At 71.8% G+C, this 25,606-nt stretch carries 23 protein-coding genes and 1 tRNA gene; 13 read left to right on the top strand and 11 right to left on the bottom strand.

Features of this window, described 5'->3' with window-relative positions; all coding sequences use genetic code 11:
• Window positions 1-52 precede the first annotated feature (52 nt).
• From OG736_RS21970 to OG736_RS21955, 4 genes are all read right to left on the bottom strand, one after another.
• Window positions 53-1,270: an MFS transporter gene (locus tag OG736_RS21970; protein ID WP_327183961.1), complete on the bottom strand. Its 1,218-nt coding sequence runs from the start codon at window positions 1,268-1,270 to the stop codon at window positions 53-55.
• A 152-nt stretch (window positions 1,271-1,422) separates the two neighbouring features.
• Window positions 1,423-2,790 (bottom strand): MocR-like pyridoxine biosynthesis transcription factor PdxR, encoded by a 1,368-nt coding sequence (gene pdxR / locus OG736_RS21965; protein WP_327183960.1) that lies wholly within the window; start codon window positions 2,788-2,790, stop codon window positions 1,423-1,425.
• A gap of 127 nt (window positions 2,791-2,917) precedes the next feature.
• Entirely contained in the window at window positions 2,918-4,411 is a 1,494-nt protein-coding gene (locus tag OG736_RS21960; protein ID WP_327183959.1) for an aminopeptidase P family protein, read from the bottom strand.
• A gap of 105 nt (window positions 4,412-4,516) precedes the next feature.
• A complete protein-coding gene (locus OG736_RS21955; protein WP_327187678.1) occupies window positions 4,517-6,052 on the bottom strand; it encodes a PP2C family protein-serine/threonine phosphatase in 1,536 nt (511 codons plus the stop codon).
• 524 nt (window positions 6,053-6,576) lie between these two features.
• Between OG736_RS21955 and OG736_RS21950 the strand changes: the two genes are divergently transcribed.
• Window positions 6,577-7,242: a bifunctional DNA primase/polymerase gene (locus tag OG736_RS21950; protein ID WP_327183958.1), complete on the top strand. Its 666-nt coding sequence runs from the start codon at window positions 6,577-6,579 to the stop codon at window positions 7,240-7,242.
• Between the two features lie 56 nt (window positions 7,243-7,298).
• Window positions 7,299-7,853, top strand: coding sequence for a hypothetical protein (locus tag OG736_RS21945; RefSeq protein ID WP_327183956.1), 555 nt, complete (start codon window positions 7,299-7,301; stop codon window positions 7,851-7,853).
• Window positions 7,854-8,130: 277 nt separating this feature from the next.
• On the opposite strand, the gene OG736_RS21940 is transcribed toward OG736_RS21945, so the two are convergent.
• The 3 genes from OG736_RS21940 to OG736_RS21930 all read right to left on the bottom strand — a co-directional run bounded on the left by OG736_RS21940 (window position 8,131) and on the right by OG736_RS21930 (window position 10,982).
• On the bottom strand, window positions 8,131-9,096 hold the full coding sequence (locus OG736_RS21940) for a DUF5926 family protein (protein ID WP_327183955.1): 966 nt from the start codon (window positions 9,094-9,096) through the stop codon (window positions 8,131-8,133).
• A gap of 219 nt (window positions 9,097-9,315) precedes the next feature.
• The gene (locus OG736_RS21935; protein ID WP_327183954.1) at window positions 9,316-9,954 is read right to left on the bottom strand and encodes an ATP-binding protein; all 639 of its coding nucleotides are present in this window, start codon (window positions 9,952-9,954) and stop codon (window positions 9,316-9,318) included.
• A 191-nt stretch (window positions 9,955-10,145) separates the two neighbouring features.
• Window positions 10,146-10,982, bottom strand: a complete 837-nt coding sequence (locus tag OG736_RS21930) for a glycerophosphodiester phosphodiesterase (protein ID WP_327183953.1) — start codon at window positions 10,980-10,982, stop codon at window positions 10,146-10,148.
• 281 nt (window positions 10,983-11,263) lie between these two features.
• Here OG736_RS21930 and OG736_RS21925 point away from each other — a divergent pair, with 281 nt between their 5' ends.
• On the top strand, window positions 11,264-12,877 hold the full coding sequence (locus tag OG736_RS21925; RefSeq protein ID WP_327183952.1) for a S1C family serine protease: 1,614 nt from the start codon (window positions 11,264-11,266) through the stop codon (window positions 12,875-12,877).
• Between the two features lie 164 nt (window positions 12,878-13,041).
• Here the strand turns inward: OG736_RS21925 and OG736_RS21920 are convergent, their stop codons facing one another.
• Entirely contained in the window at window positions 13,042-13,893 is an 852-nt protein-coding gene (locus tag OG736_RS21920) for a hypothetical protein (protein ID WP_327183951.1), read from the bottom strand.
• Window positions 13,894-14,252: 359 nt separating this feature from the next.
• Here OG736_RS21920 and OG736_RS21915 point away from each other — a divergent pair, with 359 nt between their 5' ends.
• Both OG736_RS21915 and OG736_RS21910 read left to right on the top strand, forming a co-directional pair.
• On the top strand, window positions 14,253-14,771 hold the full coding sequence (locus tag OG736_RS21915; RefSeq protein ID WP_327183950.1) for a hypothetical protein: 519 nt from the start codon (window positions 14,253-14,255) through the stop codon (window positions 14,769-14,771).
• A 217-nt stretch (window positions 14,772-14,988) separates the two neighbouring features.
• Window positions 14,989-15,075 (top strand) — tRNA-Ser (locus OG736_RS21910).
• Between the two features lie 135 nt (window positions 15,076-15,210).
• Here the strand turns inward: OG736_RS21910 and OG736_RS21905 are convergent.
• On the bottom strand, window positions 15,211-15,372 hold the full coding sequence (locus OG736_RS21905) for a hypothetical protein (RefSeq protein ID WP_327183949.1): 162 nt from the start codon (window positions 15,370-15,372) through the stop codon (window positions 15,211-15,213).
• A 324-nt stretch (window positions 15,373-15,696) separates the two neighbouring features.
• Between OG736_RS21905 and OG736_RS21900 the strand changes: the two genes are divergently transcribed.
• Window positions 15,697-16,395: an LAETG motif-containing sortase-dependent surface protein gene (locus OG736_RS21900; protein ID WP_442817061.1), complete on the top strand. Its 699-nt coding sequence runs from the start codon at window positions 15,697-15,699 to the stop codon at window positions 16,393-16,395.
• 21 nt (window positions 16,396-16,416) lie between these two features.
• Here the strand turns inward: OG736_RS21900 and OG736_RS21895 are convergent, their stop codons facing one another.
• Complete coding sequence (locus OG736_RS21895) at window positions 16,417-17,310, bottom strand: bifunctional DNA primase/polymerase (protein WP_327183948.1); 894 nt, start codon at window positions 17,308-17,310, stop codon at window positions 16,417-16,419.
• 362 nt (window positions 17,311-17,672) lie between these two features.
• Here OG736_RS21895 and OG736_RS21890 point away from each other — a divergent pair, with 362 nt between their 5' ends.
• The 6 genes from OG736_RS21890 to OG736_RS21865 all read left to right on the top strand — a co-directional run bounded on the left by OG736_RS21890 (window position 17,673) and on the right by OG736_RS21865 (window position 23,403).
• Window positions 17,673-17,987: a hypothetical protein gene (locus OG736_RS21890; protein ID WP_327183947.1), complete on the top strand. Its 315-nt coding sequence runs from the start codon at window positions 17,673-17,675 to the stop codon at window positions 17,985-17,987.
• Between the two features lie 285 nt (window positions 17,988-18,272).
• Window positions 18,273-19,295: a bifunctional MaoC family dehydratase N-terminal/OB-fold nucleic acid binding domain-containing protein gene (locus tag OG736_RS21885; protein WP_327183946.1), complete on the top strand. Its 1,023-nt coding sequence runs from the start codon at window positions 18,273-18,275 to the stop codon at window positions 19,293-19,295.
• Window positions 19,292-19,687 (top strand): MaoC/PaaZ C-terminal domain-containing protein, encoded by a 396-nt coding sequence (locus tag OG736_RS21880; RefSeq protein ID WP_327183945.1) that lies wholly within the window; start codon window positions 19,292-19,294, stop codon window positions 19,685-19,687. The genes OG736_RS21885 and OG736_RS21880 overlap by 4 nt, the downstream gene beginning before the upstream one ends.
• Window positions 19,684-20,862, top strand: a complete 1,179-nt coding sequence (locus OG736_RS21875; protein ID WP_327183944.1) for a lipid-transfer protein — start codon at window positions 19,684-19,686, stop codon at window positions 20,860-20,862. The genes OG736_RS21880 and OG736_RS21875 overlap by 4 nt, the downstream gene beginning before the upstream one ends.
• 185 nt (window positions 20,863-21,047) lie before the next feature.
• On the top strand, window positions 21,048-21,596 hold the full coding sequence (locus tag OG736_RS21870) for a SigE family RNA polymerase sigma factor (RefSeq protein ID WP_327183943.1): 549 nt from the start codon (window positions 21,048-21,050) through the stop codon (window positions 21,594-21,596).
• Between the two features lie 127 nt (window positions 21,597-21,723).
• Window positions 21,724-23,403 (top strand): long-chain fatty acid--CoA ligase, encoded by a 1,680-nt coding sequence (locus OG736_RS21865; protein WP_327183942.1) that lies wholly within the window; start codon window positions 21,724-21,726, stop codon window positions 23,401-23,403.
• Between the two features lie 190 nt (window positions 23,404-23,593).
• Here the strand turns inward: OG736_RS21865 and OG736_RS21860 are convergent, their stop codons facing one another.
• On the bottom strand, window positions 23,594-24,841 hold the full coding sequence (locus OG736_RS21860) for an MFS transporter (protein ID WP_442817060.1): 1,248 nt from the start codon (window positions 24,839-24,841) through the stop codon (window positions 23,594-23,596).
• Window positions 24,842-25,007: 166 nt separating this feature from the next.
• Between OG736_RS21860 and OG736_RS21855 the strand changes: the two genes are divergently transcribed.
• Window positions 25,008-25,592, top strand: coding sequence for a TetR/AcrR family transcriptional regulator (locus OG736_RS21855; RefSeq protein WP_327183940.1), 585 nt, complete (start codon window positions 25,008-25,010; stop codon window positions 25,590-25,592).
• The last annotated feature ends 14 nt before the right edge of the window (window positions 25,593-25,606 follow it).

The raw sequence follows: 25,606 nt of genomic DNA, 5'->3' as shown, positions 1-25,606 counted from the left end.
CTTCGGGCCGCCTCAGGGCGACTTCGGGGTGTGCTGAGGGTGTGCGCCGCCGTCAGCCCGCCGGGACCAACGCGGCCGAGGGCTCGGTCGTCCGGACGGCCGCGGCCCTCCGGGCCGCCGGGCCCATCGCGTACGACGCCGCGACCATCGCCGCGCCCAGCAGCAGCCAGCCCGGTGTGCCCCACTCGACCAGCAGCCAGGTCAGGACCAGCGGACCGAGGGTGCGGGCCACCGTGACACCGGTCCCGAACAACCCCTGGTACTCGCCGACCCGGTCGGCCGGCGCCAGGTCGAAGGAGAGCTGCCAGGAGCCCGCGGACTGCCCCATCTCCGCGACCACCTGAAGCACCGACCCCAGCACCAGCACGCCCGCCGCCACCCACGGCGAGGCACCCGCGGACAGGGCGAACACCGCGCACGCGGCGCACATCACCCAGCCCGCCCGACGCACCGCGCGCGTGGCGCTCGCCAACCCCGTCACGCCACGCGCCGCCCGCACCTGGAACACCGTCACCACGGCGGTGTTGAGCACGAACAGCGCGGAGACCAGCCAGGCGGGTGCCCCGGTCCGCTCGGTGATCCACAGCGGCAGGACCAGACTGAGCAGCGGCATCCGCAGCAGCAGCACGGTGTTCAGGAGCGCCACCAGGGCGTACGGCCGGTCCCGCAGCACACCCAGGCCGCTCCCGCGCGGCCGGACCTTCCCAGGAGCCACCCGGGGCAGCCCGGCGAGCAGCGACGCGCACACCAGGAAGCTCACCGCGTCGACCACGAACACCCCGAGGTACGCCTCCCGTGTCCCGGCGTTCAGCGCGAGCCCGCCGAGCCCGGCGCCCACCGCCAGACCCGCGTTCAGGGTCGCCTGGAGCCGCGCGAGCAGCCCCGTCCGCTCCCCGGCGGGCACCAGCCCGGCCAGCAGGGCCTGCCGGGCCGCCGCGAGCCCCGACTGCGCGGCCGCGTACCCGCACGCCACGAACACGAACGGCACGAACCCGCGCACGAGGGTGAAGGACGCCACCGCCAGCCCGGTCGCGAGGGCCAGCATCACCGCCGTCCCGCGCGCCCCGCGCCGGTCGGCCAGTCGCCCCAGCGGCACCCCGGTCACCGAGCCGACCGCCCACCCGAGGGTGAGCCCGAGCCCCACGCGCGCGGGGGCGAGACCGATCACCTGGGTGAAGTACAGGGCCGACGTCGTGTAGTACGCGCCGTCCCCCACCGAGTTGCTCAACTGGGCGAGCGCGAGCAGCCGCCTGGGGCGAGTCTTCGACATACCGATGACGCTAGAGCCGCAGTGGGCCGCTCGACAGCACCAATCACGGGCCATGAAAATGGCCCAATCCCAGTCCGATCATGGTCCGGTCATGGTCCGTCCGGCCCGACCCGAGCCGATCATGGTCCGGTCCCGCTCGGGTCCCGCTCCGGTCAGTCCCGGCCCAGGACCTTCGTCAGCACGTCCAGGGCCTCCGGATACAGCCGCTCCCGGGGCGTGCCGTACCCCACGACCAACCCCTGCGGGCGTCCCGGGCCGGGAGCGTGCCAGTGCTCGCCCAGACGGCCCACGGCGAGCCCCTCCGCCTCCGCCCGCGCCAGCACCGCCGCCTCGTCGCCGACCTCCACCAGGGCGTGCAGCCCGGCCGCGATGCCGCGCACGCCCCGGCCCGCGCCCACCCGCTCCAGGAGCAGGTCCCTGCGGCGGCGGTAGCGGAGCCGGCACGCGCGTACGTGCCGGTCGTAGGCGTGGCTGTGGATCAGCTCGGTCAGCGCGAGCTGCCCGATGGACTCGGTGTGGTGGTCGCTGTGCAGCTTGGCGTCGGCGACCGCGTCCACCAGGTGCGGCGGCAGCACCATCCAGCCGAGCCGCAGCGCGGGCCCGAGCGTCTTGGAGGCGGTGCCCAGATAGACGACCTGCCCCGGCGCCATCCCCTGGAGCGCGCCGACCGGCTGCCGGTCGTAGCGGAACTCCCCGTCGTAGTCGTCCTCGACGATCAGCCCGTCACGCGCGCGTGCCCACTCCGTCAGTGCCCGCCGCCGCCCCGGGTGCAGCGTCACACCGGTCGGGTACTGGTGCGCGGGCGTGACGACCACGGCCCCGGCGTCGCCGAGTTCCCCGACGCGCACCCCGCGCTCGTCCACCGGTACCGGCGTCACGGTCCCGCCGTTGCGTCGTACGACCTCGCGGTGGAAGGGCAGCCCCGGGTCCTCCATCGCGATCCCGGCGCCGCCCAGCACGCGCGTGAGGAGCGCGAGACCCTGCACGTACCCGGAGGTGATCACGATCCGCTCGGGCGGCGCGATGACGCCCCGCGCCCGCCCCAGATACCCCGAGAGCGCGGTGCGCAGTTCGATGCGGCCGCGCGGGTCGCCGTAGTCGTACGCCAGTGAGGGCGCCGTCGCGATGGCCCGGCGCAGCGCGCGCAGCCAGGCCGCGGCCGGGAACGCCCCGACGTCCGGGCTCCCGGGCCGCAGGTCGAAACGCGGCTCACGCGCGCGTGCGGCGGCGCCCGGCGGTTCGGCGGCGTCGGACGGCAGGGCCGCGACCCGGGTGCCCGAGCCCTGTCGCGCCGTCAGATAACCCTCGGCGACCAGCTGGTCGTAGGCGGCCTTCACCGTGTTGCGCGAGATACCGGTCTCGGCCGCGAGCCGCCGGGTGGCCGGCAGCCGGCTGCCGGGCGCCAGCCGCCCCTCCCGCACGGCGTCCCGCAGAGCCCGTTCCAGCCCGGCCCGCCGCCCTTCGGCGGCATCCGGTTCCAGGTGCAGGTCGACGCCGACACCGGACCAGAAGTCGTTCACGCAGTCCCCCTAGACAGAAGCGCCCCTGGACGGAAGTCCCCCGGACAGAAGTCCCCCTCGAGAGAAGTCCTCTGGACAGGTGAATGGCCGGGCACCCACCGGTACCCGGCCATCGATCAGCGATGTGTCAGCCCTTCAGCGAAGCCATCCAGGCCTCGACCTCGTCGGAGCGGCGCGGCAGGCCGTCCGACAGGTTCCGGTTGCCGTCCTCCGTGACGAGGATGTCGTCCTCGATCCGGACGCCGATCCCCCGGTACTCCTCGGGCACCGTCAGGTCGTCGGCCTGGAAGTACAGACCGGGCTCGACCGTCAGCACCATGCCGGGCTCCAGCGTCCCGTCGACGTACGACTCCACGCGCGCGGCGGCGCAGTCGTGGACGTCCATGCCGAGCATGTGACCGGTGCCGTGCAGCGTCCAGCGGCGCTGGAGGCCGAGCTCCAGGACGCGCTCGACCGGGCCCTCGACCAGGCCCCACTCGACGAGCCGCTCGGTCAGCACGCGCTGCGCGGCGTCGTGGAAGTCGCGGTACTTGCCGCCCGGCTTGACGGCCTCGATACCGGCCTCCTGGGCGTCGTACACGGCGTCGTAGATCTTCTTCTGGATCTCGCTGTAGTGGCCGTTGACCGGAAGCGTGCGCGTGACGTCCGCGGTGTAGTACGTGTGGGTCTCGACGCCCGCGTCGAGCAGCAGCAGGTCGCCGGAGCGGACCGGGCCGTCGTTGCGCACCCAGTGCAGCGTGCAGGCGTGCGGGCCGGCGGCGGCGATGGTGCCGTAGCCGATGTCGTTGCCCTCCACGCGTGCGCGCAGGAAGAACGTGCCCTCGATGTAGCGCTCGCTCGTCGCCTCGGCCTTGTCCAGGACCTTCACGACGTCCTCGAAGCCGCGGACCGTCGAGTCGACGGCCTTCTGGAGCTCGCCGATCTCGAAGTCGTCCTTGACGAGGCGGGCCTCGGAGAGGAAGACGCGCAGTTCGTCGTCGCGCTCGGCGGTGACCTTGTCGGTCAGGGCCGCCTCGATGCCCGCGTCGTGACCGCGCACGACCCGCACCGGGCCGGTCGCCTCGCGCAGCTTGTCCGCCAGCTCGCGCACGTCGGAGGCCGGGATGCCGTACAGCCGCTCCGCCTCGGTGAGCGAGTGCCTGCGGCCGACCCACAGCTCGCCCTGGCCGGACAGCCAGAACTCGCCGTTCTCGCGGTCGGAGCGCGGCAGCAGGTAGACGGTGGCCTTGTGGCCGTCGGCGACGGGCTCCAGTACGAGGACGCCGTCCTCCGTCTGGTTGCCGGTGAGGTACGCGTACTCGACGGAGGCGCGGAAGGCGTATTCCGTGTCGTTCGAGCGGGTCTTCAGGTTGCCCGCGGGGACCACCAGGCGCTCGCCCGGGAAGCGGGCGGAGAGCGCGGCACGGCGGGCGGCGGTCTCGGCGGCCTGGGCGATCGGCTCCAGGTCACGCAGTTCCGTGTCGGCCCAGCCGGACTTCATGCTCTCGGCCAGCTCGTCGGAGACGCCTGGGTACAGGCCGTTCTTCCGCTGCTTGATGGGCTCCTCGGACTCAGTCTCCGGGCCCGCTGCGGTAGCAGCATCATCCGGCACAGCCGGGGTGAGCTCGTCGGCCACGGTCATCCTCCTTGATATGGCACTGGACCCCCTCCATCGTACGGTCGTACGTAAGGGGGCCCAGGGCCGAAGGACCTGTTGCGGGGCCGGTCACCCGATGTCACCGCCGCGCTACTCGAAGCGCGCCGCCAGCAGCACCACGTCCTCGTCGCTGTCCCGCTCGGCCGCGCCGTCCGGCAGGAGGGTGCGCAGGACGTGGTCGGCGATCGCGCCCGGGTCGTGCCGCAGGGGTCGCGGAACCCCCGCGGCGGCCGCGTGCAGCCGGGCGAAGGCACGGTCGACGGGCTCGCCGGTGCGGTGCAGCAGGCCGTCCGTGTAGAGCAGAACCGTCTCGCCCGGCTCGGCCTCCATTTCGACGCTCGGCGCCTCCCAGCAGGCCAGCATGCCCAGCGGGGCGGAGACGGAGGTCTCGACGAACTCCGTGCGCCGCTCGCCGACCAGCAGCGGCGGGCAGTGTCCGGCGCCGGCCAGAGTGATCTTGCGCAGGGCGGGTTCGCAGTAGGCGAACAGGGCGGTGGCGGACCGGGCGGGCTCGGTCAGCCGCAGCAACAGCTCCAGGTCGGACAGGACGGCGACCGGGTCCTCGCCCTCCATCACGGCGTACGCCCGCAAGGAGGCGCGCAGCCGGCCCATCGCGGCGACCGCGCTCGGCCCGGACCCGGTGACGGACCCGACGGCGAGGCCCAGCGCGGCGTCCGGCAGCGGCAGCGCGTCGTACCAGTCGCCACCACCGCGCGGGCCGGTGTGATGCCGGGCGGCGAGCTGGACGCCGGGTACGCGCGGCAGCCGGGAGGGCAGCAGTTCCTCGGCCATCGTCTTCATGGACGCGCGGGTGCGTTCGAGCTCCAGGAGCCGTGCCAGGTGCTCGGCGGCGTACCGGACGTACAGGCCGATCAGGTGGCGCTGACGCTCGTTCGGCTCGGCGGGCTCGTCGTAGAGCCATACGGCCGCGCCCAGGCGGCCGGGAGCGCCGTCCGTCTCCAGGGGCAGCGCGTAGCTGGCGGCGTAGCCGAGGCGTGCGGCCACCTCCCGGTGGCGGGGGTCCATGCCGTCCTCGGCGAACAGGTCGGGCTCGGCGATCTCCCCCTCGCCGCCGGGCAGCCCCTCGAGGATGCGGCCGTAGGACAGGGCGCTGCGCGGCACGGTCTCGATATGGCCGAGATCGGCGCGGCCGAGGCCCAGTCCGATCATGGTGTCCGGCCCGAGCCGGTCGGCGGGCTCGAGGACGACGAGACCGCGCCGGGCGCCCACGAGGGCGGCTCCGGCGTGCAGCATCTCCTGGAGGGTCTCCGGCAGCGCGTCCGTGCGGGCCAGGCGTTCGGTGAGTTCGTGGAGGGTGGTGAGATCGGAGACCCAGCCGGCGAGCCGGTCGGTCAGGAGGGCGCCCGGGCCGGTGGAACCGGATGCGCTGGTGGGGGCGGCAGGGACCGTCGGGGCGCCCGGGGTGGCGGGCGCGGGCGCGACAGTGTGTGCGGGCGAGGGAACCGTTGAATCGATTCCAGCCACTTTCGGAGGGTGAGGGGCGTTCATGGCGTCCGGCTCTCGGACCGGAGCGTATTGCTCAAAAGCATCGCAAACCCCCATGTCATTCTGCGCCGCTAGCGGTGTCTCCACATGTACACGCACTCGTGAGGGGATGTCCAGCATTGTCCTGCTGGGCTTGCTGGTGTCCGTGGGCTCTTTGGGAGAATCGGGCACAGTTCTTCCGGCTCCCTTGCGGAATTGTAAAGTTGGCTTAAAAATGCCTCGGGTAACGGGTGATTGCGGTCGACTGGGCTTGCTCCACGGAGCGTCACAGCGGTCGTGATGGGTACGTACTCGGTAGGGGCCAGGTGTCGTTGGGAGCTCGTTGGGAGCCTTCCGGAACCTGGTGACCGGCCCGGGCGTCATAGTCATCGACGACCGTGCCCCATCCTCCCGTGGCGGAGGCGGAGAGAAATACGCGCGACGCTAAACGCCAGACTTCGCCACCCCACGCCACGCCCAGGCATTAGATGGATGCAAGTCGGACGGAGTGGCCGCGGAAGCAGCCACCGCTCGACCCTGAGGGGTTCCCCTTGTCTCGTACAAGGGTGTGATGCGCCAACAGGTACGCACAGTGAAGTGATCGACACATGATGTGATGTGGCCCACGGTGTTGCCAGCGGTGCAACGGAAAGGAACGAGCGCTCATGCGCGAGATCCTCGGAAAGCGACGCAGGCTCCTGTCCCAGTCCAGCGACAGAGGACCTGAGTTGATCGACTCGGCCCTGACCTTCGCGACGGAATGGCAGTGGCCCGTCCTCCCGGGCGTGACGGCGGACCCGCAGGGGCGTTCCCGCTGTGGCTGTCCCGACCCGGAGTGCACGGTCCCCGGTGCTCACCCCTTCGACCCCGGCCTGCTCGCGGCCACCACCGAGGCGCGCATGGTGCGCTGGTGGTGGACCAACCGGCCGACCGCACCGATCGTCCTGGCCACCGGGGGCACGGCCCCCTGCGCGGTCAGCCTCCCCGCCCTCGCGGCCTCGCGCGCGCTCGTGGCGCTCGACCGCCAGGGCATCCGCCTCGGCCCGGTCGTCGCCTCGCCCACCCGCTGGTCGATCCTCGTCCGGCCGTACACGATGGAGCAGCTGGGTGAGCTGCTCTACGCCAAGGACTTCGTGCCCGGCTCCCTCCGCTTCCACGGCGAGGGCGGCTACATCGCCCTGCCCCCGTCCGAGACGGGTCGCGGCGACATCCGGTGGGAGCGCGCGCCGCTGCCCGGTTCGGCCTCGCCCTGGGTGCCCGACGTCGAGGCCGTGGTGGACGCCGTCGTCGACGCCCTCACTCGTACGGGTGTGAGCGCACCCGAGTTGTAGGGGTGTCGGGCGCGCGCCGGACAGGACACCGGCGTCCGCCCTCTATCTTCCGCTACATGAACCTTCGTCTCCTCGCCCTCGTGGGCGCCGTGGCAGGCGCGATCGCGCTGCCTCTGGCCATGGCGTCCGCGGGGCCGGTCGGCGACGAAGGACGGACGGCCGGCGCGGTCGAAGTGGCCGATATCGGTGCCACGGACGGTACGGATCCGAAAGCGCCGCCCGTCGAACCCTCCCGGTCCCCGCTGCTGCTCGGCCTGGGGCTGGCCACCGCCGCCCGCTGCGGCCCCGAACTCACCTCCCCCGACGGCGTGGAGGCGCAGACCTGCGTGCTGTCCCAGGGTGAGGACAGCTGGGCGCGCATCTATTACCGCAACGCCACCGGACGCGCCCTGGACGCCTTCCTGAGCCTCATGGGGCCCGAGGGCCGCACTGTGCGCACGCGCTGCGCCGTGGGTGCCGAGGACGAGCCGGAATCCTGCGAGACACCCCATGAGCGGACCCGGGGCGAACTCGCGGCGTACACGGCGGTCGCGGAGTTCGCGCGAGCGACCGGCGACGGACCGCTGCTGCTGCGCTCCGGGAGCAACTCCCAGGCGGATGCGGGCAGTTGACGTGCGACCGAACCCTGTAAACGGCGCCGGACATGAAAAGACCCGGTTGCTGACGACGGGGGATGCATCAGCAACCGGGCAACTCGAACGGTAACAAGAGATCTGCTCCACGCAAATTCGATCTCTTGTTTTCATCGGTATTCCGGACACCGGCGAAACGGCGCTTCTCGCGCCGACTCACCCTGAGCGGGCGGGAGTTGTGAGGGGAGTCACGCCACCCGCCGGCGCAAGGGGTGCTGACCGGTCGGTCAGTTCGGCCGGGGTCGGTGTCTGTGCGTCAGCTGAGCGTCACCTGTCGGTTGGTCAGGCCGCCCCGCGCGCGGCGCTCGTCGGCCGTGAGCGGCGCGTCCGAGGCCAGGGCGGTGGCGAGCCGCTCGGCGAACTCGGCCGCCGGCTTCTCCACGTCGTCCGCCGTGACCGCGCTCGGCAGGTCCCAGACCGGCACCGTCAGACCGTGCGCCCGGAAGGAGCCGACCAGGCGCGTGCCCTCGCCGAGGCTCGAACGGCCCGCCGCGTGCAGCCGCGCGAGGGCGTCCAAAAGCCGCTCCTCCGGATGCGGCATGACCCAGCGCAGGTGGTTCTTCTCCGGCGTCTCGCACCAGTACGCGGCGTCCACACCGGTCAGCTTCACGGTCGGGATCGCCGCGGCGTTGGCGCGCTCCAGGGAGGCGGCCACCTCCGGCGCGGCGTTCTCCGGGTCCGGGACCCAGAACTCGAAGCCGCTGTGCACAACTGGCTCGAACACGCCTTCGGCGTCGAGCAGATCCTGCATCCGCGGACCGTCGGCCGGCGCGCGGCGCGCCTGCACCGGAGTGCCGGGGTCGGCCTCCAGGGCGCGCAGCAGGGTGTCGGCCAGGTCGCGGCTGATGTCGCCCGACGGGGTGTCGTTCTGCAGGCCGAGCAGCACCGAGCCGTCGTCGCGGCGCAGCGCGGGCCAGGCCATCGGCAGCACCGTGGCGAGCGTGACGGACGGGACGCCCTCGGGCAGACCGCCCTTGAGCGGCAGCTCGACCGTGGCGGCCGGCACCAACTCACGCAGCGCCACCCAGTCGCCCTCGCCCGGCAGGCCCTCGAAGGGGCGCTGGACCAGCTCGGTCACGGCATGTGCGGCGGCCCGGCCGTGACAGGCCTTGTAGCGGCGGCCGCTGCCGCACGGGCAGGGCTCCCGCGCGCCGACGACCGGGATGTCCGCGTCGGTGGGCTGCGGCCGCTTGGCCTTCGTCTGGGGTCGCTTCTTGGCCATCTGGGTGTCTCCCGGGTACGGCTCGTCTGGTACGGCGGGAGCCTAGCCGTTCGTACGCTCCGTCACGGGAACCTGTGGACGACGCGGGGGCTGTCGACGGACGATCACCGCGCTCGGCCCCACGGATCTCCCCGGCCCCGCCAGCGACTCACTCCGACCGTCTCCGGCTGTCTCCGGCTGTCTCCGGCTGTTCTGACGACTGTTCCGACCGTCTCCGGTCTAGTCCAGGTCGTCGAACGCGTCCGCGAAGTCCAGGCCGGGCATCGACGCCACCGACGGGGCCGCGACCCGGGACACGAAGTCGTCGCGTCGGCAGCCCGCGTCGGGGTCGTAGACGTCCGCGTGGACCACGACCCACACCGTGACCTCGCCGCGGGCGTCGTCCCGGACGCCCCAGTCGTCGGCCAGCGCCGTGATGATGTTGAGCCCGCGGCCGCCGTGTGCGGTGACGGAGGGGGTTGCCGGGGCCGGACGGGTCGGTCCGCCGCCGTCGGTCACCTCGACCACCAGCCGGCCACCCTGATCGACACGCCACGCGGCCCGGACGTCGCCGTCCCCGGCCAGGGCGTCGCCCAGTGGCCTGCCGTGCTTGCACGCATTGCTCAAAAGTTCGGAAAGGATCAGTACGGCGTCGTCGATGACCGATTCCGACACCCCGCCCGTGCGCAACTGATCGCGCATGCGGTGTCTCGCATTACCCACGCCCGCAGGGCCATGGGGTACGGCCATGCTCGACGACGCGGGCACCTCCTGTGCCACCACCAACGCCACCCCCGAGACCTCCTTCGCCCCACGCCACGGTGTGGATGCCCCATTGGCCTGTACCGGAAACCGGCCAATGCGGCCCCGGCGACGCATTCGTCCTGATCGAACACGGACCGAACGCGCCGGAGCACTCCCTGTGAGGGGCCTGTCAGTGAGTGGCTAAATTTGGACGGTATGGCTGAGAACGGAGGATGCTGTAACGGCGCTGTGGGGTCAAGAGGTGTGGACGGGGCTTCTGTGACTTCTGGGATTTCTGTTACTTCCGTCAGGTGTGGCTCGGCGGCTCAGCGGCCCAGCCGTCGCAGCACCTCGCCCGGGCGGTTGGTGATGATGGCGTCGATGCCCAGCTCGACGCAGAGGTCGACGTCCTCCGTCTCGTTCACGGTCCACACGTGCACCTGGTGGCCTGCCGCCTTCAGGCGCTCGATGTACGCCGGATGGTTGCGCACGATCCGGATCGAGGGGCCGGCGATCCCGACCCCCGCGGGCAGTCGCCCGTCGCGGAGCCGGGGCGAGACGAACTGCATCAGGTAGACCGTCGGCACCGCGGGCGCGGCGGCACGCACGCGATGCAGCGAGCGGGCCGAGAAGCTCATGATCCGCACCGGGGACTCGGCCGCCGAGGCCGGTGCGTCCAGGCCGAACCGCTTCAGCAGCACCAGCAGCCGCTCCTCCACCTGTCCGGCCCAGCGCGTCGGATGCTTGGTCTCGATGGCCAGCTCCACCCGGCGCCCCGCGTCGGATACGAGCTCCAGAAGTCGCTCCAGGGTGAGGACGGAGGTCTCCTCACGGTCCTCGGGCCGGACCTCCCAGTCGGGGTCCTCCTCGCGCGCGTGCCAGGCCTCGCGGGCCTCCCGTGTCTTCCAGGAGCCGAAGTCCAGCGCCGCGAGGTCGGCGAGCTCCAGGGCGGAGACCGCCCCGCGGCCGTTCGACGTACGGTTGACGCGACGGTCGTGCACGCAGACGAGATGGCCGTCCGCGGTCAGCCGTACATCGCACTCGAGGGCGTCCGCACCGTCCTCGATCGCCTTCTTGTACGCGGCCAGGGTGTGCTCGGGGGCCTCCTCGGAAGCCCCGCGGTGGGCGACGACTTGAATGTGGTGCTGCCGTGCGTGGGTCACCGCGTCATGGTGCCATCGGCGCCCGGTCGTCTGAGAACCCTCTGAGATGTTTCGATGATGCGCACTTATTGTACGTAATGACCCATATAAGGAATGGCCAAGGACCCACAGCCACCGCTTATGGTGCTCTGACGGCCCGTGGGAAAAGCTGAGACGTACAAAAGCACATGCACAGCTTCAGCGCGCGGGGTCGACGACAAAGCGCGTGAAAGCGCGACAAGCGCCGACGAGCGTGACCCAGTGCGACCGACGACAACAGCCGTGGATCGAGGAGAAGAGCTGTGAGCACCGAGAACGAGGGCAAGAGCGAGGGCACCCAGGTACCCCCGGCCCCGTCCGCACCCCCCGTGCCGGTGGAATCTCCCTCGGCCTCCCCGCAGGCGCCCGCGCCCGACGCCGGCGCGCCCACGACTCCGCTCCCGGCGGCGCCCGCGCAGGCACCGGAAGCCGGTCACGCCTCCGCGGGCGCGCCCGAGGGCCACTGGCCGCCGCCCAACGCCCCGCAGGCAGCCCCGGCCCCGGTGGACGGGGACTGGCCGCCGCCGGCCGCTCCGCAGGCCGCCCCGGCCCCGCAGGGAGCCCCGGCCGCCGCCGACGACTGGCCGAACCCGGCTCCGGCGACGCCCGTCTACGCCGACGCCGGCGCCGTCACGCACGCGTACGGCACCCCCGGCTCCGCCGACGTCGCTGCCGGCGGCCCCGGCGGCCCCGGCGGCCCCGCTGGCCCCGGTGGGACCGTCTGGGGTGCCGCCTACCAGCAGCCCGCGCCCAAGTCGGGCCGTGGCCGCGGCGGGCTCGTCGCCGCGATCCTGGTCGCCGCGCTGGTCGCGGGCGGCCTGGGCGGCGGACTCGGCTACACGCTGGCCAAGAACGACGACGACACCGGCTCGACGACCGTCTCCGCCTCCACCAACGGCGGCGACGTCAAGCGCGACCCGGGCACGGTCGCCGGGGTCGCCGCCAAGGCGCTGCCCAGCACGGTCACGATCGAGGCCGAGTCCAGCAGCGGCGAGGGCGGCACCGGCACCGGCTTCGTCTTCGACACCCAGGGTCACATCGTCACCAACAACCACGTCGTCGCGGACGCGGTCGACGGCGGCAAGGTGACGGCCACCTTCCCGGACGGCAAGAAGTACGACGCCGAGGTCGTCGGGCACGCCCAGGGCTACGACGTCGCCGTCATCAAGCTCAAGAACGCCCCCTCGGACCTGAAGCCGCTGACCCTCGGCGACTCCGACAAGGTGGCGGTCGGCGACTCGACGATCGCGATCGGCGCCCCCTTCGGCCTGTCCAACACGGTCACGACGGGCATCATCAGCGCGAAGAACCGCCCGGTGGCCTCCAGCGACGGCACCAGCAGCGCCGCCTCCTACATGAGCGCCCTCCAGACGGACGCCTCGATCAACCCGGGCAACTCCGGCGGCCCGCTGCTGGACGCCTCGGGCAACGTCATCGGCATCAACTCCGCGATCCAGTCCACCGGCAGCGGCGGCCTGGGCGGCACCACCCAGTCCGGCTCGATCGGCCTCGGCTTCGCCATCCCGATCAACCAGGCCAGGTACGTCGCCCAGCAGCTGATCAAGACCGGTGAGCCGGTGTACGCCAAGATCGGCGCGTCCGTCTCCCTGGCGGACTCCACGGAGGGCGCGAAGATCACCGACACGGCCGCGGGCGGCGCCTCCGCTGTCGAGACGGGCGGCCCGGCGGACCAGGCCGGCCTCAAGCCCGGCGACGTCATCGTCAAGCTCGACGACATGGTGATCGACAGCGGCCCGACCCTCATCGGCGAGATCTGGACCCACCAGCCCGGCGACAAGGTCACGATCACCTACGAGCGCGACGGCAAGTCCCACACCGTCGACCTCACCCTCGGCTCCCGCAAGGGCGACAGCTGACGCCCACGCGCGCGTGCCCACCCGTCGCTCCGGTCCCCGCGCCGCCGGTCAAGAACGGCGCGGGGCGGGCTGCCGAGCGGCCTGCGGGAACGGTCACCGAATGAGGCGGTCTGCCGGAAGCGTTGCTTCCGGCAGACCGCCTCTGTTCGTCGCGAGCTACGGGATCAGAGGATCGCACCGTCGGTGATCTTGGTGGCGATGCCGTTCTCGATCACGACCTCGGCCTCCACGCCCTTCTTGGCGGCCTTCTCCAGGTCGGCCTCGTCGCACGGGGCGTCCACCTTCGAGCCGGCGGTGCCGCAGATCTGGCCCCCGCCCAGGATCACGGTGTCCTCGGCGAGGTAGAAGGCCTGCTGCTCACCGCCGGAGCCCTGGGCCGCGGGCCCGTCTACCTGGTACTTGCCGGGCGCCATGTACCGCACGATGCCGTACCAGGTGCCGTTGACGCCCTTGCCCTTGTTGAGACCGTCCACGACGCTGTCGCTGCCGCCGGACGTGCTTCCGGGGGCGGTCGTGGCGCCGCCGGAGGTGCTCCCGGGAGCGGTCGTGCTGCCGCCGCCGGACGTGCTGCCGCCGGAGGACGAGGCGGAGACGCGGCGCTCGGTGATCTGCGTCGCGGCGCCGTCCTTCATCACCACATCGGCGTTGACGGAGGCTCCGCCCTTGGTGGCGGTCTCCAGGTCCGCCTCCTCGCACGGGGCGTCCACCTTCGAGGAGGCGTCGCCGCAGATGGTGCCCGCGCCGAGGATCTCGGTGTCGTCCGCGATCCAGAACTGCTGGTCGGACTTGCCGGACACGCTGACGATGTACTTGCCCGACGCGAGGTACGTCACCGTCCCGCCCGCGAAGGTGCCGCTGACGCCCTTGGCGCCGGACTTGTTCGCCGCCGCGGTCGTGTCGGCCTTCCCGGAGGAGCTGTCGGCTGCGTCGTCGCCCTGGTTGCACGCCGACATCAGCAAGGTGCCGCCCAGGAGCGCGGCGGAGACGAGGAAGGCCTTGCGACGGTTGCGAGTCATGGGTCAATTCCTCTGATCAGTCGGCTGGTTGGTGCTGAGGGGCGGTCGGTTTCTCAGCGCTGTTGATCACTATGAGGGGACCGGGAGCCGAAAGGATGCCTCGGTCCTCGATCCAGAACGACGTCGTCACTGTCCCGTGACATGGACAACTCGGTTTCCCAGGAGCGGGGTTGCCGCTTCGCGCCACGCATCGGGGCATCGGCGGCTCTGGCTCGCCTCCGCGGACGTCGTCCGCCTTCCGGGCGTGATCGGGTGGGTGGATCACGGCCGCCAACTGTGGCGTGAACATGACTGAAGTGACATGGCATGTTCACGCATGATTTACGCGGACACCTCCTCTGCCCCCGATCCTCGCGATCATGGAATCTCTGAAGGCTCTGAGGCTGACCGTGCCCATGGGACTCGCTGCCCTCGTGCTCACCGTGGCAGGCTCGATGTCCACGGCGTCGGCCACGACGTACTGGTCGTACAGCAACGACTACGAGGGCCAGTGCCTGGTCTCGTCGACCGTGAGCGACAAGGTCTGGTCGGACACCTGCAACGACGGGCTCTCCACCCGGAACTGGTACTGGGGTTCGGATTCCTACACCCGCAACTACGACGGCACGGTGTTCCGCCGGTTGGTGAGCAAGGCCAACGGCATGTGTCTCACCACGGACAGCAAGACCGCGACCAACGCTGTCTGGATGAGCGGCTGCGGGAACGCCCCCGGGCAGTGGTGGAGCGGCGATGACGACTACCTCGAATGCGACTTCATCTCCGGAACCGGGGTGTTCCTCCGTACCTCGGGCAACGGCGCCGCCGTCTACACCACCAACTACATCGGCGAAGGCGGCATCGACCCTGCCCGCTGGGTCTGGTGGGGCGCACACAGCTGACGCATCCAGAGCTCCGCTCCCCGGGCGGTCGCCGAGCTCACCGCCGGTTCGAACAGATCCAGGCGGGCGACCCGGACCCGCCGTGGGTGGAGAGACCGGGCGCGGAGCGCACTTGCCGCTGTAACAGGACCAGTGGACCCCGTGTGGACCATGCTCCCCGCTTCGAGCCCGCGCCCGGTAGTCTGTACCCGCTCCGCCCCAGGTGGGCAGGGGCGCGGGTGGGTTGCCCGAGCGGCCTAAGGGAACGGTCTTGAAAACCGTCGTGGCAGCGATGTCACCGTGGGTTCAAATCCCACACCCACCGCAGGCGAACGGCCCCTGACCAGGTGAATCGGTCGGGGGCCGTTCTCGTGGGCGTCGTCCGGCGGCGTTCGCCGGGCCCGGCGTCGTGCGGCGTCGGCCGGACCCCGTGTCGGTCGGGCCCCGCTGATTCCCGGCTCTAGACGGCGAGCAGTCCGGCGAGCGTCAGGGCCGCGATCGCGGAGAGGAGCCGCGGCTTTCGCCAACCCGGTCCCGAGGCCTGGCGGGTCAGCTCCCAGACGCCCACCAGGCCGCCACCGAGGCCCAGCGTGCTCCGCAGCAGGAAGACGGTGGTGTGCACAGGTAGCCTCCAGGACCTTCGAACGGACGGGAAGGCTACTCCTGGTGGTGGCGGTCGTGTTCCGGCAGATGCGCAGGTCCCGATCCGCGAGCAGACGACGAGTGTCTCGGGCTCGCGGGCATGACCGTTTCTTGGCCGGGCTCACGGTCGATCATTGCTGTTCCTTCATCCCGCCTTGGGCTGCGGCGATGTGTCTTTGACAGTGAACTCCAAGGGCTTGTGGGCCCTGGGGGGTTTCCGGCTCCGGGGCTCGTCCGGTGGTTCGACCGGACGGGGCCCCGAGGAGCCGTCCCGTCGCATCCTGATCGACCGTGAAGGACAAGCGTGTCTCGTTCACCTCGCGCCGCCCGGGCGGCCCGCGTCATGGGCACCCTCGCGGCTTCGGCCGCACTCGCCGTCGGTGCCGCCCATACGGCGCTCGCGTGCAGCATCGGCGACTTCTCCGCAGCCGCAGTCTGTGACGCCGACGGCAACGGCGTCGTCCAAGTCACCGACAAGGACGGCTCCGGCACGCCGGCCACCGTCTTCCTGTACCTCCAGCTGAACCAGCCGATCAACAACGAACGGCTCGTCGACACCCAGAAGATCGAGCACCCGACGGCGCAGGGCGTCACCGTCGATCTCGATCCCCAGGTGTGGCACGCCGGCGTGACGTTCCGGGTGCACGTCAAGGCGGGCGATCAGGTCGACGAGGACATCCAGCCCCTGGTCGTCGTCCAGGACGAGACCTGCGCGTCCGTCGGTCCCTCGGCGTCCGGCACTCCGTCCGGCACTCCGTCCGACCGACCGTCGACCTCGTCTTCGCCTGCGTCGTCCCCGTCGTCCTCCGCCTCGGCGGGCGCGCAGCCGACGTCGACGCAGGGTGGCGGCGCGCCGTCGCCCGCCGGTGGTGGCACCGTCCTCGCCGAGACCGGGGCGTCCGGCCGTACGCCGGTGGCAGTCGGTGTCGGCGCCGCGCTGGTCCTGGCCGGCGGTGGCATCGTCCTCGGATTGCGCCGTCGCACGGCACAGCGCTCGCACTGACGGCGGAGCGCCGGGGAGTTGTCACGGTTCGGGGCGGTGGGCGGTCATGCGGGCCGCCGACGTGATCGTCCCCCGTGCCTCCCGTGCCGTCAGGCCGGTTCGTACGGCGGCATCGACGAGGTCCTCGGTCAACTCCGGGCCGATGCCGTCCTCGTAGGCCCGGCAGGCCGCCCAGAACAGCCGTGTGTTGCGTTGCCCCTCGTGGGCGGCCAGGACGAACTGGACCAGGCCCCGGCCGTGTGCGCCGCCCGCCGTCGAGCCGGGGCCCGGGCGGGAGGAGCGCGGCGGTGGCAGCAGCAGGCGCAGGAGGGAGCGCGGGCAGGGCGCGGGGGTGAGGTGGGCGGTGCCGGGTGCGGTGGCGTAGACGCCGTGGGCGGTGCGGGAGCCGGGGCCGACCAGGTAGCCGCCGGCGCCCCGGATGTCGATGCCGGGGGCGAGACGGCCCGCCGAGTTGGGGACGACGACGTCCGGCGGGCCGGTGAGCCACAGATGCCGTCCGCCGGACGGGGTGAGGACGACGATCGTGGGCGGGACGGTGAACAGGTGGCGCAGGGCCAGTTCGCGTAGGGCGGCCGTGGAGTCGGTGTCCGACTTGGTGTCCAGGTCGACGCCGATGAGGTGGTGCGGGGACAGGCCGCAGGCGATGCCGTAGCCGGTCGCCCAGGGCGCGGCGGCGAACAGTTCGCGGATGCGGGCCGGGTCGGTCGAGGCGTCGTACACGCCGTGGCCGAGGCGGCCGCACTCGCCGTGGCAGGGCGGTCCCGTCGGCTCGGGGGCGTCGCGGTGGGGGGAGCGCAGGGCGGGGAGTTTCGTCCGGGACAGGGGGATGACGGCCAGGCCGCGTTCGGCGGCCGACAGGGCGTGGGCGAGGGCCAGCGTGGTGGCCTGCCGGGGGTACCGGTCGGTGGTGGCCATGGAATCAGTGTCGTACGTATGTTCGATAAAAGGAAGGGGGTGGGCCGTGACGCGCCCGAGAGCGGTCGACCGGGACGGAAAGATGCCGGAACGCTTCGCCTCTTGTGGCGCCCGGGAGGGAGGTGTCCGACTTGCCGGGGGTTATGGCGGCACGTACAGGAAAAGTGGTGCTAGGGGTTTATCGACTTGTCATCACGCTTGAGTGCGAATCACGGCTTCCGGGGTGGTTCGCCGGGGATTCGGTGGGCAACCCTGGTCTCGCGACGTCGTCACAAACGCCCGGGCGGTCGGCCAACCGCCCAGGTGAAAGCCGTGCTTCACGCACTTCGGGTACTCACGTACTTCCGTTCTGGAGGAACCACATGGCAAGCATCCGTACCGCCCGCGTCATCGCCGCCGTCTCCGCCCTCCCGCTGGCGGCCGCCCTCTTCACCGGCGTCGCGGTGGCGGACAACGGCGGCTTCGCGGACGACGGATCGAACGCGGGTGTCGCGAGCATCTCCGGCAGTGGTGTCGGGCGCGACAACAGCGGCAACTCGGCCACCACACAGCAGAACGCCGTCGGCTCGGGTGCCTCGAGCCAGAGCAACACCGCGCAGGTCAACGGGTCCGCGTTCACCGCGGTCAACCAGGGCAACAGCAACGTCGCGGTCGCCTTCACCCCACTGTGGTGGTGATCTGAGGGGACCGGGGTCCGGGGATCGCGGGTCCGGTCCGGGTCCGGGGATCGGGGGTCGGGGGTCGGGGGTCGGGGGTCGGGGGCCGGTGCCGGCACCGGGGGGAGCTTCGCGCCGGGTGGGGGCTGTGGGGGTGGCAACGCGTCTGCGCGGCGGTACTTCGGTACCGCCGCGCAGGCGTTTTCGTACGGGGAAGTGACCTTGACAGAGGCTCGTATCTGACGGACAGTCAGAAACTGTTCCCGGTAAGCCTCGGCAAGCGTTTCCCGCGGAAGGAGTACGGCCGTGGACGACGAGCTCCACGCGCGGCTCAAGGCCTACGAGGGCCGCCCCGCGGCGGTCGCGGGCACCGGCCGGGACCCTGTCAACGCGCCCATGATCCGGCACTGGTGCGAGGCGACGGGCGACCGGAACCCCGCGTACACCGGCCCCGGCGCGATCGCTCCGCCGACCATGCTCCAGGCGTGGATCATGGGCGGCCTGAGCGGCCACGAGGGGCGTGCGCAGGCCTACGAGGAGCTGCTCTCCCTCCTCGACGGGGCGGGCTGCACCTCGGTCGTCGCCACCGACTGCGAGCAGGAGTACCTGCGCCCGCTGCGGCCGGGGGACGAGGTCGCCTTCGACACGGTGATCGAGTCGGTCTCGCAGCGGAAGACCACCAAGCTGGGCACCGGGTACTTCGTCACGACCCGGACGGACGTGCGCGTGGGCGAGGAACCGGTCGGCACCCATCGCTTCCGCATCCTCAAGTACGCACCGAGCGCGCACGCACCGAGCGCGCACGCATCGAGCGGGCAGGCATCGAGCGGGGGCGCATCGAACAAGTACGTACCGGGCGAGCACGCGACGACCGGACGGGAACAGAAGGCGCAGGGTCGGCAGGAAGCGCCGCGGCGGCCGCGTCCCGTCGTCAACCGGGACAACGCCGGTTTCTGGGAGGGCGTCCGGCGCCACCGCCTCCTCGTCCAGCGCTGCACCGCCTGCGACACGCTCCGCTTCCCCTGGCTCCCGGGCTGCAACGCCTGCGGCTCGGCGGAGTGGGACACCGTCGAGACCGGCGGCGAGGGCACGGTCTTCTCGTACGTCGTGATGCACCACCCGCCGTTCCCGGCCTTCTCCCCGCCCTACGCGATCGGGCTGATCGAGCTCGCCGAGGGCGTCCGCATCATCAGCAACGTGGTCGACGTGCCCTACGACAAGGTGCGGATCGGCATGCCCGTGGAGCTGGAATTCCGGTCCTACGACGATGAGGACGGCGAACTGGTGCTCCCCGTGTTCCGGCCCCGCACGGGGGAGGTGGCCGCGTGAAGGCCGGTGACCAGCTGCCGCCGCTGGAGATCGGGATCACCCGCACCCTGATCGTCGCCGGCGCCCTCGCCTCGCGTGACTACCAGGACGTCCACCACGACCCCGAACTGGCCCGGCGCAAGGGGTCCCCCGACATCTTCATGAACATCCTGACCACCAACGGCCTGGTCGGCCGCTACCTCACCGACCACTTCGGCCCGACGGCCCTGCTCCGCAAGGTCGCCATCCGGCTCGGGGCGCCCAACTACCCTGGGGACACCATGGTGTTGAGAGGCACGGTCGAGGAGTTCGACGGAGCCACCGCCGTGGTGCGGGTCACCGGGGACAACGGGATCGGCAGACATGTCACCGGCACGGTGACGCTCACCGTCCCGTCGGGAGGTGCGGGGTGAGCGTGCGGACGCGGGACTCCCTCGGCGGCCGGGCGGCGATCGTCGGCATCGGGGCCACGGAGTTCTCCAAGGACTCGGGACGCAGTGAACTGCGGCTGGCGGTGGAGTCGGTGCGGGCGGCCCTGGCCGACGCGGGACTCACGCCCGCCGACGTGGACGGGCTGGTGACGTTCACGATGGACACCAGCCCGGAGATCACCGTGGCGCAGGCCTGTGGCATGGGCGAGCTGTCCTTCTTCTCCCGGGTCCACTACGGCGGCGGGGCGGCCTGCGCGACCGTGCAGCAGGCGGCGCTCGCCGTAGCGGCCGGGGTGGCCGAGGTCGTGGTCTGCTACCGCGCCTTCAACGAGCGGTCGGGGCGTCGCTTCGGTTCGGGCGTGCGACACCGCGAACCGTCGGCGGAGGGGACGGCGCTCGGCTGGACGCTGCCGTTCGGGCTGCTCACCCCCGCCTCCTGGGTGGCGATGGCGGCGCAGCGCTATCTGTACACGTACGGGCTGACCCCGGAGGACGCGTTCGGGCCGGTCGCCGTCACGGCCCGCCGGCACGCGGCGGTGAACCCGGCGGCGTACTTCCACGACCGTCCGATCACCCGCGCCGACCACGCGGGCTCGCGCTGGATCGCCGAGCCGCTCAGGCTGCTGGACTGCTGCCAGGAGACGGACGGCGGCCAGGCGCTGGTCGTCACCTCGGTGGAACGGGCCCGGGACCTGCCGCAGACGCCCGCCGTGGTCACCGCGGCCGCCCAGGGCGCCGGCCGGGCCCAGGAGCAGATGACCAGCTTCTACCGCGACGACCTGACGGGCCTGCCGGAGATGTCCGTGGTCGCGCGCCAGCTGTGGCGCGGTTCCGGTCTGGCGCCCGCCGACATCGACGTGGGGATCCTGTACGACCACTTCACGCCGTTCGTCCTGATGCAGCTGGAGGAGTTCGGCTTCTGCGCCCCGGGCGAGGCCCCGGCCTTCGTGGCGGAGGACCGGCTGCCGCTGAACACCCACGGCGGCCAGCTCGGCGAGGCCTACCTGCACGGGATGAACGGTGTGGCCGAGGCCGTGCGGCAGCTGCGCGGCACGTCCGTGAACCAGGTGCCGGGGGCCGCCCGGACCCTGGTGACGGCGGGGACCGGGGTGCCGACGTCGGGCCTGGTCCTGACCGCGGACGGAGCCACGGACTGAGCCGCGGACGGAGCCGGGGCCGAGCCACGGAGGGATGAGCACCCAGGGGTCATCCCGTAGTAGTCGCCGCCGCCTCGTCCACCTTCAGGAGGTGGGGCGGGCACCACCCCTACAACCTGAGACGGACCCGGCTTCGGGACCTGCGGCCGATCCGCCCGAGCGGGCCGCGAACCTAGCGTGGAGCCATGACCACACCCGTCTGCACCAGCGCTTCGAACGGCATGACGCGGCCTTCTCCGTACCCGTCCTTCGCGTCGTACGTCAGGGCCCGTCAGCCGGTGCTGCTGCGCACCGCACGGTCGCTGACCGCGAACCCGAGCGACGCGGAGGACCTGCTGCAGACCGCGCTCACCAAGACGTACGTCGCGTGGGAGCGGATCGAGGACCACCGGGCGCTCGACGGCTACGTCCGCCGGGCCCTGCTGAACACCCGTACGTCGCAGTGGCGCAAGCGCAAGGTCGACGAGTTCGTCTGCGACGAGCTGCCGGAGCCGGATCCGGTCGGCTCCGCGGACGACCCGGCGGAGCGGCAGGCGCTGCACGACGCCATGTGGCGGGCGATCATGAAGCTGCCCGCGCGGCAGCGGGCGATGGTCGTCCTCAGGTACTACGAGGACCTCAGTGAGGTCCAGACGGCCGAGGTGCTCGGTGTCTCGGTGGGCACGGTGAAGTCGGCGGTGTCGCGGGCGCTCGGCAAGCTGCGCGAGGACCCTGAGCTGGTCCTCGTCCGCTGACGAGAGCCGATTTTCCGGCCCGCGCCGTGATCCGGACCGCGCCGTGACCTGATCGATCACCGCTCCCTAGTGACATACCGCGCGGTATGTGCGCAGAATCAGCACAACCGTTACCACCGCGTAGGCAATGTCGCCGCCCTGGGAGGACGCCGTGCTGAGCACCATGCAGGACGTACCGCTGACCGTCACCCGCATTCTCGTTCACGGTGTGCTGGTGCACGGCCGGTCCCAGATCACCACCTGGACAGGTGAGAGCGAGCCCCAGCGGCGCAGCTTCGCCGAGGCGGGCACCCGGGCGGTGCAGCTGGCGAACGCCCTGCGCGACGACCTCGGCGTCCGCGGCGACGACCGGGTGGCGACGCTGATGTGGAACAACGCCGAGCACGTCGAGGCGTACTTCGCGATCCCCTCCATGGGCGCGGTGCTGCACACCCTCAACCTGCGTCTCCCGGCCGAGCAGCTGGTGTGGATCGTCAACCACGCCGCCGACAAGGTCGTCATAGTCAATGGTTCGCTGCTCCCGCTGCTCGCGCCCCTGCTGCCGAAGCTGCCCACGCTCGAGCACATCGTCGTCTCGGGCCCGGGCGACCGCTCGCTCCTCGAGGGCGCCCACGCGCGCGTGCACGAGTACGAGGAGCTGATCGCGGACAAGCCGAAGACCTTCGACTGGCCCGAGCTGGACGAACGCCAGGCCGCCGCCATGTGTTACACCTCCGGGACCACGGGCGACCCCAAGGGCGTGGTCTACAGCCACCGTTCGATCTACCTGCACTCGATGCAGGTGAACATGGCCGAGTCGATGGGCCTGACCGACCAGGACACCTCGCTCGTCGTCGTCCCGCAGTTCCACGTCAACGCCTGGGGACTGCCGCACGCCACCTTCATGACCGGCGTCAACATGCTGATGCCGGACCGCTTCCTCCAGCCGGCGCCCCTCGCCGAGATGATCGAGAGCGAGAAGCCGACCCACGCGGCCGCCGTCCCCACCATCTGGCAGGGTCTGCTGGCCGAGCTCACCGCCAAGCCGCGGGACGTCTCCTCCCTCACCCAGGTCACCATCGGCGGATCGGCCTGTCCGCCCTCCCTCATGACCGCGTTCGACGAGCTGGGCATGCGGGTCTGCCACGCCTGGGGCATGACGGAGACCTCCCCGCTCGGGACCATCGCCCGTCCGCCGGCCCACGCGGTCGGCACCGACGAGGAATTCGGCTACCGCCTCACCCAGGGCCGCTTCCCGGCCGGCGTCGAGGGCCGCCTCACCGGCCCCGGCGGCGAACGCCTCCCCTGGGACGGCGAGTCCGCGGGCGAGCTGGAGGTGCGCGGCGCGTGGATCGCCGGCGCCTACTACAACGGCCCCGACGGCGAACCCCTGCGTCCCGCCGACAAGTTCAGCGAGGACGGCTGGCTGAAGACGGGCGACGTCGGCACCATCTCCCCCGACGGCTTCCTCACCCTCACCGACCGCGCCAAGGACGTCATCAAGTCCGGCGGCGAGTGGATCTCGTCGGTGGACCTGGAGAACGCGCTGATGTCCCACCCGGACGTCACCGAGGCCGCCGTCGTCGCCGTCCCGGACGACAAGTGGGGCGAGCGCCCGCTGGCCACGGTCGTCCTCAGGGAGGGCGCCGCCACGGACTTCGAGGCCCTGCGCGCCTTCCTCGCCGCCGAGGGGCAGATCGCCAAGTGGCAGCTCCCGGAGCGCTGGACGATCATCGGGGCGGTCCCGAAGACGAGCGTGGGCAAGTTCGACAAGAAGGTGCTGCGCAGGCAGTACGCGGAGGGCGAGCTGGACGTCACCCGGCTCTGACCTCCCCCGCGCTGCGGACGCGGTCGACGACACAGCAGTCGTCGCGGTCGTTCACACATGTCGTGTACGCCGGGCAGGGCACCTCGCGGCCCCTGCCCGGCGTACGCCGTTCTGCGCGGCGGTACGGTCCCAGGCCGACTTCACCGCCGTACGGTCGTCACCGATTACGGTCGTCACCGCCGTAGGGCCGTCACCGGCGTACGGCCGTGGTCGTCCAGCCCAGGACCAGCCACGCGCCCGCCACCGTGACGACGCCACCCCAGCCGAAGTGGGTGAAGGCGAGGCCGGCCAGGGCCGAGGCGGTCGCGCCGCCGGCGAACCCCGCGACGACATAGGCGCTGTTCGCGGTCGCCGGGGCGGAGGTGGTCGTCAGGGCGAGGGTCTGGTTGGCGACGTGGGAGGCGACGAGCGCCGCGTGGATCACGATCGCGGCCACGAAGAGGGCCACGAGCACCTGCCCGCCCAGCCAGAACAGCGGGACCGAGGCAGCGGCGAGAAGATACGCGTTGCGGACGACCTTCGCGGCGCCGAAGCGGTCGACCAGACCGCCGGCCAGCGGTGCGACGACGCTCGCGGCCAGTCCGAAGAGGCCGAAGAGGCCGGCGGCGGCGGTCGTCAGGCCGTAGGACTCCTCGCCCGTCAGCAGCAGGGCCAGCGAGGTCCACAAGGCGCTCCAGGCGCCGTACATCCCGGCCTGCCGCACGCAGGCCCGCCACAGGTCGGGCGAGCGCCGCACCAGGCCCGGCATCGCGGTGAGACCGGCGAAGAGGTGGCCCTCGCGGGGGCGGTGGCGTTCGGCGGGGAGGGCGGCCGCGGTCAGCAGGCCCAGGATCGTGGTGAGGACGGCCGCGCCCACGAACACCGCCCGCCAGCCGAAGGCCTGCCCGGCGAGTCCGCCGAGGACCCGGGCCGCGACGATGCCGGTGAACAGCCCGGCGATGACGGCGGCCACGTGCCGGGCGCGCCGCTCGGCGGGCGCGCGGGCGGCGACCAGCGGCACGAGGAGCTGCGGGACGACGGTCGCGGCCGAGGCGACGAGCACGGCGGCCGCGAGCGCGCCGGTCCCGGCGGCCGTGGCCGCGGCGACCAGGGCCGCCGCGGTGACCAGGGAGAGGACGGCGACCAGTCGCCGCCGGTTCACGCGGTCGCCGAGCGGGGCGAAGACGAGCAGGCCGGCCGCGTAGCCGAACTGGGCGACCGAGGCGATCCAGGCCACGGCCGAGGGCGCCGAGCCGAAGTCGTGGGCGATGAGGGGGAGCAGCGGGGCCGCGAGGTAGATGTTGGCCGCCGTGACGGCGGTGCAGAGGGCGATGAGGACGAGAAGAAGCTCGTTGCGCCGACCCGCGGCCACCGAGGGCGCGACTTCCTGCGTTTCTCGAGTGGCCGGGGCTTCTCGGGTCCCTCGAGCTTCTCGGGCTTCTGTGGCTTCGGGCGACATGGTGCGGTGCTCCCACTCCGACATCTGGTATCTGGCATCTGAGGCATCTGGCATCTGACGCAACCGGCAACCAACCGGTTGGTTGGAACGGAGGGGGAACAGTCTGGGTCGCGCGTGAATTCCCTGTCAACCAACTAGTTGGTTAGGCCCTCGCTACGATGACTCCATGGCAACCACCAGGGATCCCGAGGCCACCCGAGCCCGGATCTTCGACGCCGCCGTCGCGGAGTTCGCCCGCTACGGCATCGCGGGCGCCCGCATCGACCGCATCGCCGCCGAAGCCAAGGCGAACAAGCAGCTCATCTACGCCTACTTCGGCAACAAGGCCGAGCTGTTCTCCCAGGTCCTCGGCCGGTCCATGGTGGACCTCGCCTCCGCCGTCCCGGTCGACCCCGACGACATCGACGGCTGGCTCGACCGGCTGATGGACTACCACGCCGCCCATCCCGAGCTGTTGCGCCTCCTGTACTGGGAGGGCATCCAGTACGGCAGCACCGAGCTGCTGCCCGACGAGGCGCAACGCCAGCAGCACTACGCGCTCAAGGTCGCCGCCGTGCAGGAGGCGCAGGACCGGGGGGTGATCTCCGACGCGATCCCGGCCCGTGACCTCTTCTTCCTGCTGATCGCGATGGCCAACTGGGCCGCCTTCGTCCCCCAGATGAGCCGCATCCTGGCGGGCTCCGAGGACACCGACCGCGACCGCCTGCGCGCCTCCATCAAGGAGGCGGCGCGACGGATCGTCGCCCGGTAGGACGGGGCCCGGTA

Origin of the sequence: Streptomyces sp. NBC_01334 (assembly GCF_035983595.1) — a bacterium.
GTDB classification, from domain to species: Bacteria; Actinomycetota; Actinomycetes; order Streptomycetales; family Streptomycetaceae; genus Streptomyces; species Streptomyces coriariae.
This window is presented reverse-complemented; position numbering and strand designations above follow the sequence as displayed.

Coding starts and splice junctions, on each gene's coding strand:
- OG736_RS21935 (WP_327183954.1), bottom strand. CDS start 9,954: ATGCGTCGCCGGGGCCGCATTGGCCGGTTTCCGGTACAGGCCAATGGG.
- OG736_RS21870 (WP_327183943.1), top strand. CDS start 21,048: ATGACCACACCCGTCTGCACCAGCGCTTCGAACGGCATGACGCGGCCT.
- OG736_RS21970 (WP_327183961.1), bottom strand. CDS start 1,270: ATGTCGAAGACTCGCCCCAGGCGGCTGCTCGCGCTCGCCCAGTTGAGC.
- OG736_RS21895 (WP_327183948.1), bottom strand. CDS start 17,310: ATGGCCACCACCGACCGGTACCCCCGGCAGGCCACCACGCTGGCCCTC.
- OG736_RS21960 (WP_327183959.1), bottom strand. CDS start 4,411: ATGACCGTGGCCGACGAGCTCACCCCGGCTGTGCCGGATGATGCTGCT.
- OG736_RS21940 (WP_327183955.1), bottom strand. CDS start 9,096: ATGGCCAAGAAGCGACCCCAGACGAAGGCCAAGCGGCCGCAGCCCACC.
- OG736_RS21920 (WP_327183951.1), bottom strand. CDS start 13,893: ATGACTCGCAACCGTCGCAAGGCCTTCCTCGTCTCCGCCGCGCTCCTG.
- OG736_RS21955 (WP_327187678.1), bottom strand. CDS start 6,052: ATGCTGGACATCCCCTCACGAGTGCGTGTACATGTGGAGACACCGCTA.
- OG736_RS21865 (WP_327183942.1), top strand. CDS start 21,724: ATGTCGCCGCCCTGGGAGGACGCCGTGCTGAGCACCATGCAGGACGTA.
- OG736_RS21860 (WP_442817060.1), bottom strand. CDS start 24,841: ATGTCGCCCGAAGCCACAGAAGCCCGAGAAGCTCGAGGGACCCGAGAA.
- OG736_RS21945 (WP_327183956.1), top strand. CDS start 7,299: ATGAACCTTCGTCTCCTCGCCCTCGTGGGCGCCGTGGCAGGCGCGATC.
- OG736_RS21855 (WP_327183940.1), top strand. CDS start 25,008: ATGGCAACCACCAGGGATCCCGAGGCCACCCGAGCCCGGATCTTCGAC.
- OG736_RS21890 (WP_327183947.1), top strand. CDS start 17,673: ATGGCAAGCATCCGTACCGCCCGCGTCATCGCCGCCGTCTCCGCCCTC.
- OG736_RS21950 (WP_327183958.1), top strand. CDS start 6,577: ATGCGCGAGATCCTCGGAAAGCGACGCAGGCTCCTGTCCCAGTCCAGC.
- OG736_RS21915 (WP_327183950.1), top strand. CDS start 14,253: ATGGAATCTCTGAAGGCTCTGAGGCTGACCGTGCCCATGGGACTCGCT.